A 15,589-nucleotide genomic window follows, 5' to 3' on the forward strand; every position below is an offset into this window, starting at 1 on the left:
GATGATCCGTGCCCATTCCGTGAGCGTTGAACGCGCCGGCCGCCGCCTGCTGGACGAGGTCTCGCTCGAACTTCGGCCGGGGGAGATGACGGTGATCATCGGTCCGAACGGGGCGGGCAAGTCCACGCTGCTGAAAGCGCTCTCCGGCGAGATCGGCGTCAGCTCCGGCCGCGTCACCTATGATGGGATGGAGATTTCGCTCTACCAGCCGCAACAGCTGGCGGCGCGCCGGGCGGTGCTGCCGCAGGCAAGCGAGCTTGCCTTTCCCTTCACTGCGCTTGAGATCGTCCGCATGGGGGCGGTGGCGCAAGGGGCTCTCGATCCGACGGTGCAGGCGCGCCAGGCGCTGATGCGGGTCGGGCTTGCCGGTTTCGAGGGCCGCAGCTATCCCTCGCTTTCGGGCGGCGAGCAGCAGCGTGTGCAGTTTGCCCGGGCGCTCGCCCAGGTTCCGTGTGCGGTCGATCGCGGGCTGGCGCGCGGCCTGTTCCTCGACGAGCCGACCGCAAGCCTCGACCTTGGCCACCAGATCGCGGTTCTCGAAACCGCCCGCGCCTTTGCCAATGAGGGCGGTATGGTGCTCGCCATCCTGCACGACCTCAATCTGGCAGCGGAATTCGCCGATCAGGTGATCGTGCTGCAAAAGGGGCGCGTGGTGGCGGAAGGCCCGTGCGTTGAGACGCTGAGCGACGAGATCATCGCCAATGTCTATGGCATTGCCGGTGCTGTCGGGCGCATGCCGGCGGCGCACATTCCCTTCGTGCTGCCGCAATCGCGGCATGGGGCCTCTGCCTCAGCGTGATCTGGTTCAGGCGCCGGCATCCGGTCGCGTGACGATGAAGAGCGATGAGCCTGCGAGGATCGCCAGCACCAGAAGGGCGCGCCAGAGCGGCGGCGAGGTGCCGAACAGGAAGATCGCGTAGCTGGCCGCCATCAGGCTGACCGCTGCGATCTTCGCCTTGCGCGAAATCGCGCCATTCCGCCGCCAATCCTGCAAGGGCGGGCCGAAGCGCGGATGGTTCATCAGCCAGGCTTCGAGCCTCGGCGAAGACCGGGTGAAGCAGGCGACGGCCAAAAGCAGGAAGGGCGTGGTGGGCAGAAGCGGCAGAAAGGCGCCGACGATGCCGAGCGCGACGAAGAACCAGCCAAGGCCGAGAAAAACCCATCGTGTCATCAATGATCCATCCGTCATGCGCCGTCTGCGATGATAGCGGAAGGCTGCAGGAGTGGGAAATCCTTATCCTGTCGCTCCAGTTCCATTTTTTCGGCGATAGGGGTGATACATGACGACGGCGGTGCGTGACGGCGGTTGTGTTTTCAACAACGGCACAGGCTGGCCTTTGATGCGGACGAAGTTATAGTGCACCCCGCAAATCAACGGGAGTCGCAGCCGGTTCATGTCTCAGAAAAAGGTCCTCGTCGTCGGCGGTGCCGGCTATATCGGTTCGCACAATTGCCTGCTGCTCGCCGAGCGCGGCTACCAGCCGATCGTCTTCGACAACCTCACCAACGGCCATGCGGAATTCGTCAAATGGGGACCGCTGGAAGAGGGCGATATCCGCGACCGGGCGCGTCTCGACGAGGTCTTCGCCAAGCACAAGCCGGATGCCGTTTTGCATTTCGCCGCGCTGATCGAAGTGGGTGAATCGGTGAAGAACCCGGTCGCCTTCTACGACAACAATGTCATCGGTGCGCTGACGCTTCTCTCGGCGGCGATGGATGCCGGGGTCAAGGCCTTCGTCTTCTCCTCCACCTGTGCGACCTACGGGCTGCCGGAACAGGTGCCGATGGACGAGACGCATCCCCAGGCGCCGATCAATCCGTATGGCCGCACCAAATTCATCATCGAACAGGCGCTGAAGGATTACGGCACCTATAAGGGCCTGCGCTCGGTGATGCTGCGCTATTTCAACGCCGCCGGTGCCGATTTCGAAGGTCGCATCGGCGAATGGCATACGCCGGAAACACATGCCATTCCGCTCGCGATCGAGGCGGCGCTCGGCCGCCGTCAGGGATTCAAGGTGTTCGGCGACGACTACGATACCCGCGACGGCACCTGCGTGCGCGATTATATCCACGTGCTCGACCTGGCGGACGCGCATGTGCGGGCCGTCGACTACCTGCTGGCCGGCGGCGAGACGGTTGAACTCAACCTCGGCACCGGCACCGGCACGACGGTGAAGGAACTGCTGGCAGCAATTTCGGATGTCTCGGGCAAGCCGTTCCCGGTGGAATATGTCGGCCGCCGCGACGGCGACTCCACCACGCTGGTTGCCAACAACGAAAAGGCGAAGGCTGTGCTCGGCTGGGAGCCGCAATATTCGCTGCACGACATCATCCGTTCCGCCTGGGACTGGCATTCGAAGGCGAATTTTCACCTGCAGTAACGGTGAATGACAGAGGGGCGTATCGGCATGGCAGAGAGCGGCGTGAAGCTGGAAGAGACCTGGAAACAAGCACTCGCGCCGCAGTTTGCCGATCCCTACATGGCAGCGCTGCGGCAGTTCCTGACCGCGGAGAAGCAGGCCGGAAAGCACATTTTTCCGAAGGGCGCCGAGTATTTTCGCGCGCTCGACCTGACGCCTCTGCCGGACGTGAAGGTGGTGATCCTGGGGCAGGACCCCTATCACGGCGCGGGACAGGCGCACGGGCTCTGCTTCAGTGTCCGGCCCGGCGTGCGCATTCCGCCCTCGCTCGTCAATATCTACAAGGAAATGCAGGCAGATCTCGGCATTCCTCCGGCTTCGCACGGCTTTCTGGAGCATTGGGCGCGCCAGGGTGTGCTGCTCTTGAACAGCGTGCTGACGGTGGAGGAGGGCAGGGCCGCCGCGCACCAGGGCAAAGGCTGGGAACGCTTCACCGATGCCGTGATCCGCGCGGTGAACGACGAGTGCAGCCATGTCGTCTTCATGCTTTGGGGCGCCTATGCCCAAAAGAAGGCGGCCTTCGTCGACCAGCGCCGGCATCTGGTGTTGAAGGCGCCGCATCCGTCCCCGCTGTCGGCCCATAACGGCTTTTTCGGTTCCCGGCACTTCTCCCAGGCGAATGCCTACCTCGTCTCCAATGGCCGCGAGCCGGTGGATTGGCAGCTTCCGGCGACGCCGGGGCTGGATGGCTAACGGCAAGAGCTATTGTGTGAACAATGCGTTCTGATTGTTCACTCTATGCGCTGACCCAAAAACGCACCATCTTCACCCCAGACAAGCGGACCGATCACTGGGCCGCAGAGATTGAGGATAAAGGGTCACGCCATGCTGAACCAGATCAAAGGCCTGCATCACGTCACATCGATGGCAGGCAGCGCCCGCACCAACAACCAGTTCTTTACCGATACGCTCGGCCTTCGCCGGGTGAAGAAGACCGTCAATTTCGACGCGCCGGATGTCTATCACCTCTATTACGGCGATGAAGTCGGCACGCCGGGTTCGGTGATGACCTACTTCCCGTTCCCGCATATCGCCAAGGGCCGTCCCGGCACCGGTGAAGTCGGCACTACGGTGTTTTCGGTGCCGCAGGGTTCGATCTCCTACTGGGGCAATCGTCTGGCCGCCAAGGGCAGCCTGGAGATGAAGACCGATGAGGCGTTTGGCGAAAAGCGCCTGAACTTCTTCGGCCCGGATGGTGATGGTTTCGCGCTGGTCGAAGTCAAGGATGATCCGCGCGCGCCCTGGACCGGCAATGGCGTGGATGTCGATCACGCGATCCGCGGCTTTCATTCGGCCTCCATGCGCCTTCGCGATGAAGGGGCAACCGTCGAACTCCTGAAATTCATGGGCTACGAGCAGGTGGACCACAAGGACGGTGTCACCCGTCTCGCCATTCCCGGCGGCAACGGTGCCGATTACATCGACATCGAAACAATGCCGAACATTGCCCGTGCCAACCTCGGCGCCGGCTCGGTCCACCACATCGCCTTTGCTGTCGAAAACCGCGAAAAGCAGTTGAAGGTGCGCAAGGCACTGATGGACACGGGTTACCAGGTCACGCCCGTGATCGACCGCGACTACTTCTGGGCAATCTATTTCCGCACGCCGGGCGGCGTGTTGTTCGAAATTGCCACCAACGAACCGGGCTTCGACCGCGACGAGGATACCGCCCACCTCGGTGAAGCGCTGAAATTGCCGACCCAGCATGCCCACCTGCGCTCCTACCTGGAAGAGCATCTGGAAAAGCTGGAAGGCTAAGGTGACGACCATGACCACAGACGCCTATATCCACCTCAAGCGCCCGGGCAAACCGGGCGCCCCCATCCTGTTTGCCTTCCACGGTACCGGTGGCGACGAGAACCAGTTCTTTGATTTCGCGAGCCGGCTTTTGCCGGATGCGACGGTGATTTCGCCGCGCGGCGATGTCTCCGAACACGGTGCCGCCCGCTTCTTCCGTCGCCGGGCCGAAGGGCTCTATGATCTCGAGGATCTGGCACGCGCGACGGAGAAGATGGCCGGCTTCGTCGCCGCTCATCGCGATGCCGCCTCGGCGGGGCCGGTGATCGGCCTCGGTTTTTCCAATGGCGCCAACATCCTCGCCAACGTGCTGATCGAAAAACCGGGCCTCTTCGACACCTCCGTGCTGATGCATCCGCTGATCCCGTTCGAGCCCAAGGCACGGCCCGGTAAGGGCCGCGTGCTGATCACCGCCGGCGAACGCGATCCGATCTGCCCGGTGCCGTTGACGCAGTCGCTTGCCGACTATTTCACCGCCCAGGGCGCACAGGTCACGCTGGACTGGCATCCGGGCGGCCACGAGATCCGCGGCAACGAGATCGAGGCGGTGAAGGCGTTTCTGGCATCCTACGGGGCGTGAGGGGGCTTCCCCCCTCTGTTCGCCGACGGGGCCAAACCGGATGCAGTTCGGGCCAGACTGTGCTATCGTCCCTCGGGCGTAGCCGCAGTCTCGCGCCCGGGCCATTCTCGCAAAAACGTGCATTTCAAAAGGGTTTGAATCTGATCTGAACAGAGCTGGGGTCAGCACGAACACGGACAATATCAGTCTCGAGATTCAGGCAAAGCAATCAAAGCTTCAGATGGATGAGATGCGCCTGATGCGGAAGGATCTGGGCGACATGATGCGGCTGTTGAACGCCACCTATGATCTAACCAGGCGGGTCGAACGGCGGGAAACAGAACTGCGTGATGACATCGAATTGATGGTCAAGATGGCGCTTGGTGGCACGCTCGCCAACATGCAGACAGTTCTGGAGAATTCGCTCTCCCGGATCGAAGACAGCGTCAGGACTGTCTTGCAAAGAGTGGAAACGCTTGAAGGCAAGGTCTGACCCGCCGTGCCGCGCCGCAATTGCTGCAGCGTTTCCGCTTCCGACCCACCCAGCCGCCGCTATACTCCTCCCATCAACGCGAGAATCAGGAGCGGGCGGCATGGCACACTCGGACAAACAGGTTTTCAACCCGCCCTCCGTGCGCACACCGTTTGGAGCCTATAATCACGGGCTTCTGGTGCCGCCGGGGGCCTCTTTGCTCGTCACCTCCGGTCAGCTCGGCATCGCCCCGGATGATACGATCCCGCCGGATGTGACCGGCCAGGCGGAACTCTGTTTCGAGGCGATCAAGGCCATTCTCGCGGAAGCCGGCATGACGTTTGCTGATGTCATCCGCATCTCGGGTTTTGTGACGAAGCGCGAGGACTTCTCGGCCTATATGGCCGTGCGCGACCGGTATACGGCAGAGCCTAAGCCGGTCTCGACGCTGATCGTGGTCGGCGGGTTCACCCGGCCGGAATTTCTGGTCGAGGTTGAGGTAACGGCGGCGAAGGTGGTTTGAGGTTTGCGAGGCGGGCATCAGGACGATGGGATCTTCAGATGTCCCCGTTTGCCCTGCCGGGCATCTCTCCCACAATGGGGAGATCGGAAAGCCCGCAGCAGCGGGGTCTTCGTCAAGGTATGACCATTCGATGCCGGACTCTGCGATAGCGCGAGCCGGCACCTAAAAATCAGTAGCCGCAGGAGCGCAACTGCCGTTCGTAGCGGTCGGCAATGCCGGCGGAGCGTTGGGCGGCGGCCCGGATCGCGGAGGTGAAGCTTCCCCGCTCATACCCCGCATGGCCGGCGTAGTAGGCAAGATAGAGCCGATAGGTATCGGTGAGCGCGATGCCGTTTCGCCGGTTGCTCTTGTTGTGATACCAGCCGACGAACTTGATCGCATCGCCGAAATCGGTGCGGCTTGCCGCCCAGCGGCCGGTCTCGCGCTGGTAGGCGGACCAGGTGCCGTCGAGCGCCTGGGCATAACCATAGGCCGAGGAGGGCCGTTTCCAGGGAATGAAACCGAGCAGATAGGTCCGCTTCGGCCGCGCATAGGCGCGAAAGCCGGATTCGGTGTAGATGGTGGCCATCAGCACGGGCACAGGGACTCCGTACTCGCGCGATGCGCGCTTGGCATCGCGTGCCCAGTTGTTGAAGAGCCCGTCGCGCTGCGCAAAGATGGCGCACGCGTTATCAATCCTGCTCGGCGCGGTTCCGCAGCCGGCAAGAAAGAGAAGGGCGATGAAAAACGCATAACGCATCGCTTATCCTCTCGATCTGAGAGGATTAATAGCCGGTAAAAATTAAATAAACGTTTAGCGAGTGCGGCGCGTCTCAGAAGGCTTCCATCTCGCTCTTCACCTTGGCCAGGAAGGCGGCGCGGGTCTCGTCCGTGCAGTTGTTCATGTCGTAATGCGCCAGAAATTTCACCGGCGCGCCGATCTTGATCTGGGCGCGGATGACGCGCTTGATGATTTTTTTCGGCGGGTTGCCGACGAGAAAGGCCCGCATCGGCGTTCCGCCATAGGTCATGACGGCGGCGAGTTTTTCGATGTGGCGCAAAGTCGGCGTCAGCTTGCCATCCTTCAACCCGAAGGAGACGCCGGGCAGCCAGACGCGGTCGAAATAACCCTTCAGCATGGCCGGAAAGCCGAAATTCCAGACCGGCGTGCAGATGACGAGGCCTTCCGCCGCCTTCAGCCGTGCCACATAGCCTTCCAGCCCCGCCATGTTTTCCGGATAGTCATGGTAGATGCGCCGGCCATGGGCGGAAAGCACCGGATCGAAGCCTTCCGCATAGAGATCACAGGCATCGACCTCGTATCCGGCCTTAGCGAGGCTCTCGCAGGTCTGGCGAAACAGCGCCTTGCCGTAACTTTCCTCGACGGGGTGGGAATGCAGCACGAGAACGCGCATCGAACAATCTCCAAGTCTCTTCCCGCGGCCCCTGCCGTCGGGATCGGTCGAAAATATCCGCGCCGTTTGTCCCAGCACCCTGGCCCTTCGCCGCCCAGCCGAAGGGATCAGGACGCCATGTCTCTGTGTCACATGAGCCGGTGAAGCCGGCCGGGAGTACCTTCGGAATGTGTGTGGTGGCGGTGATTCTTTGTCAAAATCCTTTTGGCGATGGGGTGGCTCGTCGGGATGACCCCTCATCCGCCCTTCGGGCACCTTCTCCCCAAGGGGAGAAGAGATGGCCGCACCGCCTGCGGTTCTCCTCTCCCCTTGGGGAGAGGGTGGCCGAGCGAAGCGGAGGCGGGTGAGGGGGCGCCCCTGACGAAGCGCTTATGCGATCCTACTCCCCCGCTTCGGCAAAACCCTGCAGGCCGGGAAACAAGTAATTCTTGCCGGCCTTGAAATCGAAATCGGGGTTTTCCCAGGCAATCATCTTGCCGGGGTTCAGCAGGCCCTTGGGATCGGTTTCCTTCTTGAAGGCCAGCTGCACCTCGTCGGTCTGCTTCATGCCGCCTTCCTCCAGCGTGTAGCGGTGCGGGTTGAAGATCGGGCAGCCATGATCCTCGTGGATCTTGATGATCTCCTCCAGCCGCTCCTTGGTGGTGTAGCGCACCAGCGGCAGGCCGGCGCACTGCATGTTGCCGTCGAACTTGATGAATTCCAGGTGACCGGGCACCTCGTCGCCAAAGATTTCCACCATCTTGCCGACCTTGGCCACATGGTCCGGGCTCGGATACTGCACCTGCAGATAGGTGAATGTCGGATCGACCTTCAGCGCCCTCAGCGTCGTATGGTTCCAGGCCAGCTCATAGGCATGCGGGATGCCCTTCATGCTCTCCACCGTGTCGGAGCGGAAGAGGATCTCCCCCTTCATGCGCTGCGTCAGCGCGACAAACGCATCCACCGAATGCGGCGCCACCATCACGACGACGATCGACTGGCCGCGATGGCGGATGAACGGCTTATGACGGGGGAAATAGTCATACGGAATGGGGGCTGCGATCGGGGCGATTTCTTTCAGGAGTAGCCCGTTCTTGTGAGCGAGCACGTCGGAGAAACGCACCGCATCCATGAAGTCGTCGTAACCGACCAGCACGTCCACCCAGTCGTAAGCGGGTGCCAGCGGCATTTCCACTTCGGTGATGATGCCGTTGGTGCCATAGGCGTGGCTGACCTTCTGCAGGTCCCAGGCGGTCAGTTCCAGCACCCGCGGTTCGGCCTCCATGGTGACGACGCGCAGGCGCAGGATATTACCAAGGTCGCGAAGCCCGCCCCAGTGGATGGAGCCGACACCGCCGGAACCGCCGGCGATGAAGCCGCCGATGGTGGCCGTCTGCGCTGTGGACGGGTGGAAGCGCAACTCCTGGCCGGAATGCGCCTTCGTTTGCTTGTCGAGGTCTGCGATAATGATGCCCGGTTCGCAGATGACGCGGCCCGGATGAATTTCCTTGACCTTGTTCATGTTGATGAGGTTCAGCACGATGCCGCCGGACAGTGGCATGGCCTGGCCGTAATTGCCGGTGCCGGCGCCGCGCGGGGTGACCGGCACGCCATGCGCGAAGGCTACCTTCAGCGTGCGGATCACCTCTTCTTCGGATTTCGGCGAGACGACGAGATCGGCCGTCACATGGTCGAGCTCCGCCTTCAGGATCGGCGAATACCAGTAGAAGTCGCGGCTTTTCTGGCGCACCAGCGCCGGATTGTCCTCCACTGCGATGCCTTCGAGGTCTTTTTTGATCTGTGCGTAATCCGCCATGGCGCTCACTTCATCAGGATCGGGTCAAGGTCACGATAATCCGGCAGGCGGCGGTCGATGCCCATGCCATTCCGCATCACGATGCGGTCCGCCTGCGGACGGGAAAGGAATTCGCTCCAACGCCGCGCGCTGAAGAGGACGAGATCGGCCGGTGTCCCCGCTGCAATGCGGCCGATGTCCGGCCGGCCGAGAATGTCGGCGGGAGTCGTGGTGACGACGCGCGCGGCCTCGGCCAGCGGATGGTCGAGATGCAGGATGCGCACCGCCTCGCGGAAGACTTCGACGCCATCCAGATCACCATAGGCATAGAAGGGGTCGCGGGTGTTGTCGGAGGAGACGGCGGTCTTGACGCCGGCGGCTGTCAGTTCATGGAACAGCGTCACGCCGCGCCAGCGGGGCGTGCGGCCGGCATGGCGATCCTGCAGATACATGTTGCACATCGGTAGCGAGACGACCGAAAGGCCGGCCTCCGCCACCAGATCGATCGTGCGTCTGGCCAGATCGTCATCCTGCCTTGCCAGCGAGCAGCAATGGCCGACGGTGACCGCGCCTTCGAAGCCGGTCTTCAGCTTGATCTCGGCGATGGTCTTCAGCGTCAGGACCTGTTTGTCTTCGGTCTCGTCGACGTGCAGGTCGATATCGAGGCCGTTGTCGGCGGCCACGCGGAACAGAGTCTCGAGGATCTTTTCAAAATCCGGCAGAATACGGGTCGCACCACCGAGCAGCCCGCCATGGCGTTTCGTCACCGCGACGATATCGCCGAAGACGGCCGGATCGAGCACGGATTCAAGCGGCAGCAAGGCCACGGCCTGCAGTGCGATCTTCTCCTTCCACTCCTCTCGGATTTCGGAAAATACTTCGAAGGAAATGCTGTGCTGCGGTGGAATGCTGTCGAGATGTGTGCGGATCAGCTTTGTGCCATGCGCATAGGCCGTCTTCAGCGAAAACTCCATGCGGGCGCGCACATCGTCTGCCGACCAGTGGGCGGCACGGTCGGCGCCGACATTTTCGAGCGCGCCCATGAACGAGCCATCCGGATTGCGGCGGCGCTCCCAGATGTGGCCCTTGTCGAGATGGGTGTGCATATCGACGAAGCAGGGCCAGACCATGCCGTCGCGCAGATCGGCGCGCGGAAGTGCCGCCGGCGCCGTGCCGGGCGCCAGAATGCTCTCGACCTTGCCATTGGCGATGACCAGATCGGCCGTGACCAGACCCTCTTTCGCCGGGGCGGAAAACCCTTCGACGGTGACAGCCTGCAGCGTGGCATTGGCCAGCACGAAATGCGGTGCGTTCGGAAGTTCGGCAAAGGACATCAGTTTTCTCTCCGAAGGCTGCTTTCGTGCCAGCGATGCAGGCTGAGCCAGGCGATGAAGGAGGTGATGCCGAAGATCACCACGCCAAGGACGGAGAGCAGGATGAGGGCGGCAAACAGGCGGGGAATGTTGAGGCGGTACTGCGCCTCCAGCAGGCGGAAGGCGAGGCCGGAGCCGGCACCGGCGGACCCTGCGGCAAATTCCGCCACCACGGCTGCAATCAGCGACAGACCGCCGCCGATCTTCAGGCCGGTCATGAAATAGGGAAGGGAGGCCGGCAGCTTCAGGTAGAGCAGCGTCTGGAGCCTGGAGGCGCCATAGAGGTCAAACAGGTTGAGCAGGTTGTGATCGACGCTTTTGAGGCCCTGCACCATGTTCGAGAGGATCGGGAAGAAGGCGACGAGGAAGGCGCAGATGAGAAGCGCCACCTGGGTCGTCGGCGCATAGATCAGGATCAGCGGGGCGATTGCCACGATTGGCGTCACCTGCAGGATGACGGCGATCGGATAGAAGGCCGTTTCGATCCATTTCGACTGGACGAGGAAGATCGCGATGCCGACACCGCCCAAAAGCGCGAGGCCGAGGGCTGCCATGGTGATCTTGGTGGTGACCCAGAGCGCCGGCGAGAGCGTACCCCAGTCCTTGACCAGTGCACCGGCGACGGCGCCGGGGCCGGGGAGGATGTATTGCGGCACGCCGGTTGCCGTCACCAGAACCTGCCAAAGGATGACGAGCGCCACGACCACCAGGATCGGGATCAGGATGCGCAGAAGCGTTTCGCGGTTCTTGGCGGTCATGGCGCGACTGGTGGGCGAAGAGGGGGAGGGCGTCGTCATCAATGCATCTCCATGGCGTCACCGCCGATCGCTTCCAGCAGCGAAGCGGACACCTTTTCGCAGGCCGCACGATACTCTTCCGAGGCCCGGTAGAGCGCGCCGCGTTCCAGGCTGGTCACGAGCGGAAAATCCGCATGTACACGGCCCGGCCGCGCCTTCATCACCACGATGCGGTTGGACAGGTACGCGCTTTCGAACACGGAGTGCGTGACGAAGATCACGGTGATGCCCGTCTCCCGCCACAGGCGCAGAACGTCGTCGTTCAGCTTCTGGCGGGTGATTTCGTCGAGCGCCGCAAAGGGTTCGTCCATCAGGAGCAGCTTCGGTTTCGTCACCAGCGCGCGGGCAATCGAGACGCGCATCTTCATGCCGCCGGAGAGCTCCCGCGGATAGGCGTCGGCGAAATCTTTGAGCCCCACCGTGTCGAGGCAGGCCATGATCGTATCACGCGCGGCCGTCTTGGAAATGCCGCGCAGGCGAAGCGGCAGGTAGACATTGCCGAACACCGTCTGCCAGGGCATCAGCGTCGGCTCCTGGAAGACGAAGGAGATATCGCCCTCGGGGAGCCCCTTGGCATTGATGCGCGAGGCGGGCCAGTCGATGGACCCGGTGGTGACATCGCCAAGGCCTGCGATGATGCGCAAGGCCGTCGACTTGCCGCAGCCGGAGGGCCCGAGCAGGCTGACAAACTCGCCGTTTTCCACCGTCAGCGACATCTCCGACAGCGCGAGCGTGCCGCTGGAAAAGCTTTTCGACACGTTGGACATCACCACCAGCGGGCGCTTGGGCGATGGGGAGGGGGGAGCGTCTGTCGTGTTCATCAAAGGCCTTACGGTTTCAGTCACAGGGGCTGGTGCGGCAGTCACGGCCACCCCGCGGTTTGCCCCTCACCCTAGCCCTCTCCCCGTCAGACGGGGAGAGGGGACATCGTTGCGTCTGGTCATTGCCGTCTCTGTCTCAAGCGATGTTCAGCAAGCCGTCCGCTGCGGATGGATCAAGCCGCCGGTGATTTGATGTGGCACTGCACTTGCGGGTCATGTCACCGGTTCGTTTGCCACGTTCCCTCTCCCCGTCTGACGGGGAGAGGGTTAGGGTGAGGGGCAAGGGTTGACGCGGAGGCTGACCCTACTTCTTCAGCGCCATGCCGACGCCCTTGCAGACGAACTTGGTGGTGTAGGCCTTCTTGTAGTCGAGGTCCTTCGGCTCCACGCCGATCTGCACCATCTCGTCGAAGAACGTCTTGTAGCGTTCGTCCGTCATGCAGCCGATGCCCTTTGTCAGCGCCTCGCCGGATTCCAGAATGCCGTATTCCTTCATCTTGGCGATGGAATAGGCGATCTGGCCATCCGTCATTTCCGGATTGTCCTTCTTGATCAGCTCGTTCGCCTTCTTGTTGTCGCCGTAGATGTAGTTGTACCAGCCTTCGATCGAGGCATCGACGAAACGTTGCACCACGTCCGGCTTCTTGTCGATCATGCTCTGCGTGGTGGTGATCATCGTGGAGTAGGGGTTGTAACCGGCATCGGCGAGCAGGAAGACTTTTGGCGCCCAGCCGGCCTGCTTTTCGATCTCGTAGGGTTCAGAGGTCAGATACCCCTGCTGGGCGGATTTCTTGTCGGCGATGAAGGGTGCCGGGTTGAAGGTATAGGGCTTGTACTGCTCTTCCTTGAACCCTTTGAAATTCTTCTTCATCCACTCGAAATAAGTGACGTAGCCGTCCTTGCCCATGAAGATGGTGTCGAGCTTGGCAAGGTCCTCGAATTTCTCCACACCCGCATCCGGGTGGGCCAGCAGCACCTGCGGATCCTTCTGGAAGATCGAGGCGACCGAGATCATCGGAATGCCTTCCTTGACCGCGTCCATGTCGCCGAGCGGGCCGCCCATATAGAAATCCACCTTGCCGGCGATGAGCAGCGAGCGGTTGGCCGCATTCGGGCCGCCCTGCATGATCGTGACCTTCAGTCCGTATTTCTCATAGGTGCCATCGGCCACCGCCTGATAGAAGCCGCCGTGCTCGGCCTGGGCGAGCCAGTTCGTGCCGTAGGAGACTTCATCCAGGGCGAAAGCCTCGCCCGAAGCGGCGAGGCCGAAGCCGATTGCGAGAGCGGCAAGCGATGCCTTGAGTGTCATGTGCGTGTCCATCCGACGTTCCCTTGTTCTCCGGAGACAGCCTCTTTTCAGGCTTTCATTTTTTCCCATTTCAGCCATTGCTTTTGGGCTTTGAAAAGCGCCAAAATTCGCTCGGATCGATGCCTTAATGGCATCGCTTGTCCGTCTGATGCACAAAATGTGCGTCGTGGTGAATTTTAAAGCAACAGGCCTGTGATGCTCCATTCGCGAAAACTGCATTACATCGATGAAATCGCCCGCGCCGGCTCCATCCGCAAGGCGGCGCAGCGGCTGAACGTCGCCTCGTCCGCCATCAACCGGCAGATCCTGGCGCTCGAGGAGGAACTCGGCGTGCCGATCTTCGAGCGGTTGCCGCGCGGGCTCCGGCTGACGGCGGCCGGAGAGCTGTGCATCGAGCATATCCGCGAGGTGCTGAAGGCGTATGACAAGCTTGAAACGCGCGTGCGCGGGCTGAAAATGCCGCAGGGCGGGCGCGTGTCGATGGTCTCGACGGTGGGCTTGGCGGCGGGTCCGCTGCCGGAGATCGTCGCCCGTTTCGTCGAGCAGCATCCGCGCATGCGCCTGCAGCTCGCCATCGACGGCGCGACGACCACCGCCAATCCGGTGCTTTCCGGCGAAGTGGATCTCGGCATCGGCTTCAACATTCCGGCGACCGCCGGACTTCGCACGCTCGCCACCTTCGACATTCCGATCGGTGTCGTTCTGCCGCCCGATCATCGGCTGGCGAAGGAGGAAGGGCCGCTGGAGCTTGCCAAGGTGGTGCAGGAACCGCTGGTTCTCGCCCAGTCCGGCATGAGCCTGCGCAGCATGATCAACCTCATTCTGGCACCGCTGCCCGCCCCGGTGGAGCCGGTCGTCGAAAGTGCCGGCCCGGAGACGTTGCGCCATCTCGTCAAGCGTGGCACGGGGCTCAGCTTCCTCAATCCGCTCGACGTGATCGGCGACTGCCGGCGCGGCGAACTGGTCTTCCGTCCGCTTGCCGAACCGCACCGCCGCCAGCAGCCGCTCAAGATCTTTGCCCGCTCACGCGCGACGCTCGACACGGCGGCGAGCCTGTTCGTCGAATTCCTGCTCGGCGAGCTGACGGTGCTGGTGGCCGAAATGGAGGCCAAGGGCCATGTGCCGAAGCAGAACGCGTCTGGCTTTGTGGGGCGGGAGTGAGTGTGCCCAAAGGGCGAATGGCAAGATGCCTTTCCATGGGGAGCGCCACCGATGAGAAAGCGGTTGGTGCGGCATGCCCGACATGGCCCCCTCTCTCCGGTTGCGGGGAGAGGGTTGAGGTGAGGGGCTTTGGCGGCGGAGAAGCGTGTGGTTTGCCCCTCATCCGGCCTGCCGGCCACCTTCTCCCCGCCGAGCGGGGAGAAGAAGAATCGCGGCGCCCTCCCGCCCCCTCGCAGCGGTGGTGGTTGAGCAATGCCCCTTGTGGGGGAGATGGCCGGCAGGCCAGAGGGGGAGTTGGCTTCTAAACGGTCGTATCGGTCCTCAATAGGAACCCCGGATCACCGCGCATACAGCGCGCTCAGCGGATAGCTTTCCAGATCGCGCAGCAGGTCGATGAAGCCCGCCACCTGATGGCGGCAGATGGCTTCGCCTTTGTCCGCCGTGCCGGCTGCGGCATTGCCGACGACGCCGGCGGGGTTGAGGTCGTGGGCGATCCAGGCGAGCGTATGGGGCGGCAGCGGCTGCAGGAAGCGTGTGTTTTCCTTCATCCATTCGGCGCGGGAGGCAAAGTTCTCTGCCTTGTCCATGCGCACCAGGTCCGGGCGGAAGTGAAGCATCAGCGAGGTTTCCACCTCGCCGCCGTGAATGCCGAAGGCCTGTTCGTGCGCGCTCACCATGCCGTCCGGATGGCCGAAGCGGCCCCATTGGGTGGCGACCACCGCCATGCCGAAGCGCACGCGCATTTCTCGCGCGACGATGTTCATGATGTCGAGATTGCCGCCGTGCGAGTTGACCATCACCAGCTTTTTCGCGCCAGCTTCCGCCACCTTGCCGCCGATCGCCGTCCACATCGGGATCAGCAGTTCGGCCGAATAGGAGAGGGTGCCCGGACCGTAGATGTGCTCGTTCGCCTTGCCGATCTCCTGCGTGGGCAGAACCAGGATGTCGAGATCGTCCGGACGCTGGTGCTTCAACTCGGCCAGCATGCCGTTGGCGATCGCCACATCGGTGGCGACCGGCAGATGCGGGCCGTGCTGTTCGGTGGAGGCGAGCGGCAGGATGGCAATCGTCCGGTCGGCGGACAGGCTCGCGAAATCCAGCGTGTTGAGTTCGTTCCAATAAAATGGTTTGGCCATGGCGCGTCTCGTCTCCTTGCCCGTCATCTCTCTTGGTTAGGAGATCACGG

The 15,589-nt window shown here is 62.5% G+C and carries 17 protein-coding genes; 8 read left to right on the forward strand and 9 right to left on the reverse strand.

What is annotated here, in order from left to right:
- Window position 1: 1 nt before the first annotated feature.
- Window positions 2-799 carry a heme ABC transporter ATP-binding protein gene (locus tag G6N78_RS10175; protein WP_165218005.1) on the forward strand — a complete coding sequence of 266 codons (798 nt, stop codon included), beginning with the start codon at window positions 2-4 and terminating at the stop codon, window positions 797-799.
- Window positions 800-805: 6 nt separating this feature from the next.
- Here the strand turns inward: G6N78_RS10175 and G6N78_RS10180 are convergent, their stop codons facing one another.
- Window positions 806-1,171 carry a YbaN family protein gene (locus tag G6N78_RS10180; protein ID WP_165218006.1) on the reverse strand — a complete coding sequence of 122 codons (366 nt, stop codon included), beginning with the start codon at window positions 1,169-1,171 and terminating at the stop codon, window positions 806-808.
- Between the two features lie 223 nt (window positions 1,172-1,394).
- On the opposite strand from G6N78_RS10180, the gene galE reads away from it, so the two are divergent.
- The 6 genes from galE to G6N78_RS10210 all read left to right on the forward strand — a co-directional run bounded on the left by galE (window position 1,395) and on the right by G6N78_RS10210 (window position 5,774).
- On the forward strand, window positions 1,395-2,384 hold the full coding sequence (gene galE, locus G6N78_RS10185) for a UDP-glucose 4-epimerase GalE (protein WP_165218008.1): 990 nt from the start codon (window positions 1,395-1,397) through the stop codon (window positions 2,382-2,384).
- A gap of 27 nt (window positions 2,385-2,411) precedes the next feature.
- Entirely contained in the window at window positions 2,412-3,116 is a 705-nt protein-coding gene (gene ung / locus G6N78_RS10190) for a uracil-DNA glycosylase (protein ID WP_165221605.1), read from the forward strand.
- Between the two features lie 132 nt (window positions 3,117-3,248).
- Window positions 3,249-4,181, forward strand: coding sequence for a VOC family protein (locus G6N78_RS10195; protein ID WP_165218010.1), 933 nt, complete (start codon window positions 3,249-3,251; stop codon window positions 4,179-4,181).
- Between the two features lie 10 nt (window positions 4,182-4,191).
- Entirely contained in the window at window positions 4,192-4,800 is a 609-nt protein-coding gene (locus tag G6N78_RS10200; RefSeq protein WP_165218012.1) for an alpha/beta hydrolase, read from the forward strand.
- A 238-nt stretch (window positions 4,801-5,038) separates the two neighbouring features.
- The gene (locus G6N78_RS10205; protein WP_165218014.1) at window positions 5,039-5,272 is read left to right on the forward strand and encodes a hypothetical protein; all 234 of its coding nucleotides are present in this window, start codon (window positions 5,039-5,041) and stop codon (window positions 5,270-5,272) included.
- Window positions 5,273-5,372: 100 nt separating this feature from the next.
- Complete coding sequence (locus G6N78_RS10210) at window positions 5,373-5,774, forward strand: RidA family protein (protein ID WP_165218016.1); 402 nt, start codon at window positions 5,373-5,375, stop codon at window positions 5,772-5,774.
- A gap of 169 nt (window positions 5,775-5,943) precedes the next feature.
- On the opposite strand, the gene G6N78_RS10215 is transcribed toward G6N78_RS10210, so the two are convergent.
- From G6N78_RS10215 to G6N78_RS10245, 7 genes are all read right to left on the reverse strand, one after another.
- A complete protein-coding gene (locus G6N78_RS10215) occupies window positions 5,944-6,513 on the reverse strand; it encodes a transglycosylase SLT domain-containing protein (RefSeq protein ID WP_165218018.1) in 570 nt (189 codons plus the stop codon).
- 73 nt (window positions 6,514-6,586) lie between these two features.
- Window positions 6,587-7,168 (reverse strand): NAD(P)H-dependent oxidoreductase, encoded by a 582-nt coding sequence (locus tag G6N78_RS10220; protein WP_165218020.1) that lies wholly within the window; start codon window positions 7,166-7,168, stop codon window positions 6,587-6,589.
- A 379-nt stretch (window positions 7,169-7,547) separates the two neighbouring features.
- Window positions 7,548-8,963 (reverse strand): FAD-binding oxidoreductase, encoded by a 1,416-nt coding sequence (locus tag G6N78_RS10225; RefSeq protein WP_165218021.1) that lies wholly within the window; start codon window positions 8,961-8,963, stop codon window positions 7,548-7,550.
- 5 nt (window positions 8,964-8,968) lie between these two features.
- Window positions 8,969-10,276 (reverse strand): cytosine deaminase, encoded by a 1,308-nt coding sequence (locus G6N78_RS10230; RefSeq protein ID WP_165218023.1) that lies wholly within the window; start codon window positions 10,274-10,276, stop codon window positions 8,969-8,971.
- Window positions 10,276-11,112, reverse strand: coding sequence for an ABC transporter permease (locus G6N78_RS10235; protein WP_165218025.1), 837 nt, complete (start codon window positions 11,110-11,112; stop codon window positions 10,276-10,278). Before G6N78_RS10235 ends, G6N78_RS10230 begins: the two co-directional genes overlap by 1 nt.
- Window positions 11,112-11,933 (reverse strand): ABC transporter ATP-binding protein, encoded by an 822-nt coding sequence (locus G6N78_RS10240; RefSeq protein ID WP_165218027.1) that lies wholly within the window; start codon window positions 11,931-11,933, stop codon window positions 11,112-11,114. Before G6N78_RS10240 ends, G6N78_RS10235 begins: the two co-directional genes overlap by 1 nt.
- A 304-nt stretch (window positions 11,934-12,237) precedes the next feature.
- Window positions 12,238-13,242: an ABC transporter substrate-binding protein gene (locus G6N78_RS10245; RefSeq protein ID WP_234905775.1), complete on the reverse strand. Its 1,005-nt coding sequence runs from the start codon at window positions 13,240-13,242 to the stop codon at window positions 12,238-12,240.
- Between the two features lie 195 nt (window positions 13,243-13,437).
- Between G6N78_RS10245 and G6N78_RS10250 the strand changes: the two genes are divergently transcribed.
- The gene (locus tag G6N78_RS10250) at window positions 13,438-14,403 is read left to right on the forward strand and encodes a LysR family transcriptional regulator (RefSeq protein WP_165218031.1); all 966 of its coding nucleotides are present in this window, start codon (window positions 13,438-13,440) and stop codon (window positions 14,401-14,403) included.
- A gap of 338 nt (window positions 14,404-14,741) precedes the next feature.
- On the opposite strand, the gene G6N78_RS10255 is transcribed toward G6N78_RS10250, so the two are convergent.
- Window positions 14,742-15,539, reverse strand: a complete 798-nt coding sequence (locus G6N78_RS10255) for a creatininase family protein (RefSeq protein WP_165218033.1) — start codon at window positions 15,537-15,539, stop codon at window positions 14,742-14,744.
- Window positions 15,540-15,589: the final 50 nt, after the last annotated feature.

Origin of the sequence: Allorhizobium pseudoryzae, from assembly GCF_011046245.1 — a bacterium.
In the GTDB taxonomy this organism is placed as follows: domain Bacteria; phylum Pseudomonadota; class Alphaproteobacteria; order Rhizobiales; family Rhizobiaceae; genus Neorhizobium; species Neorhizobium pseudoryzae.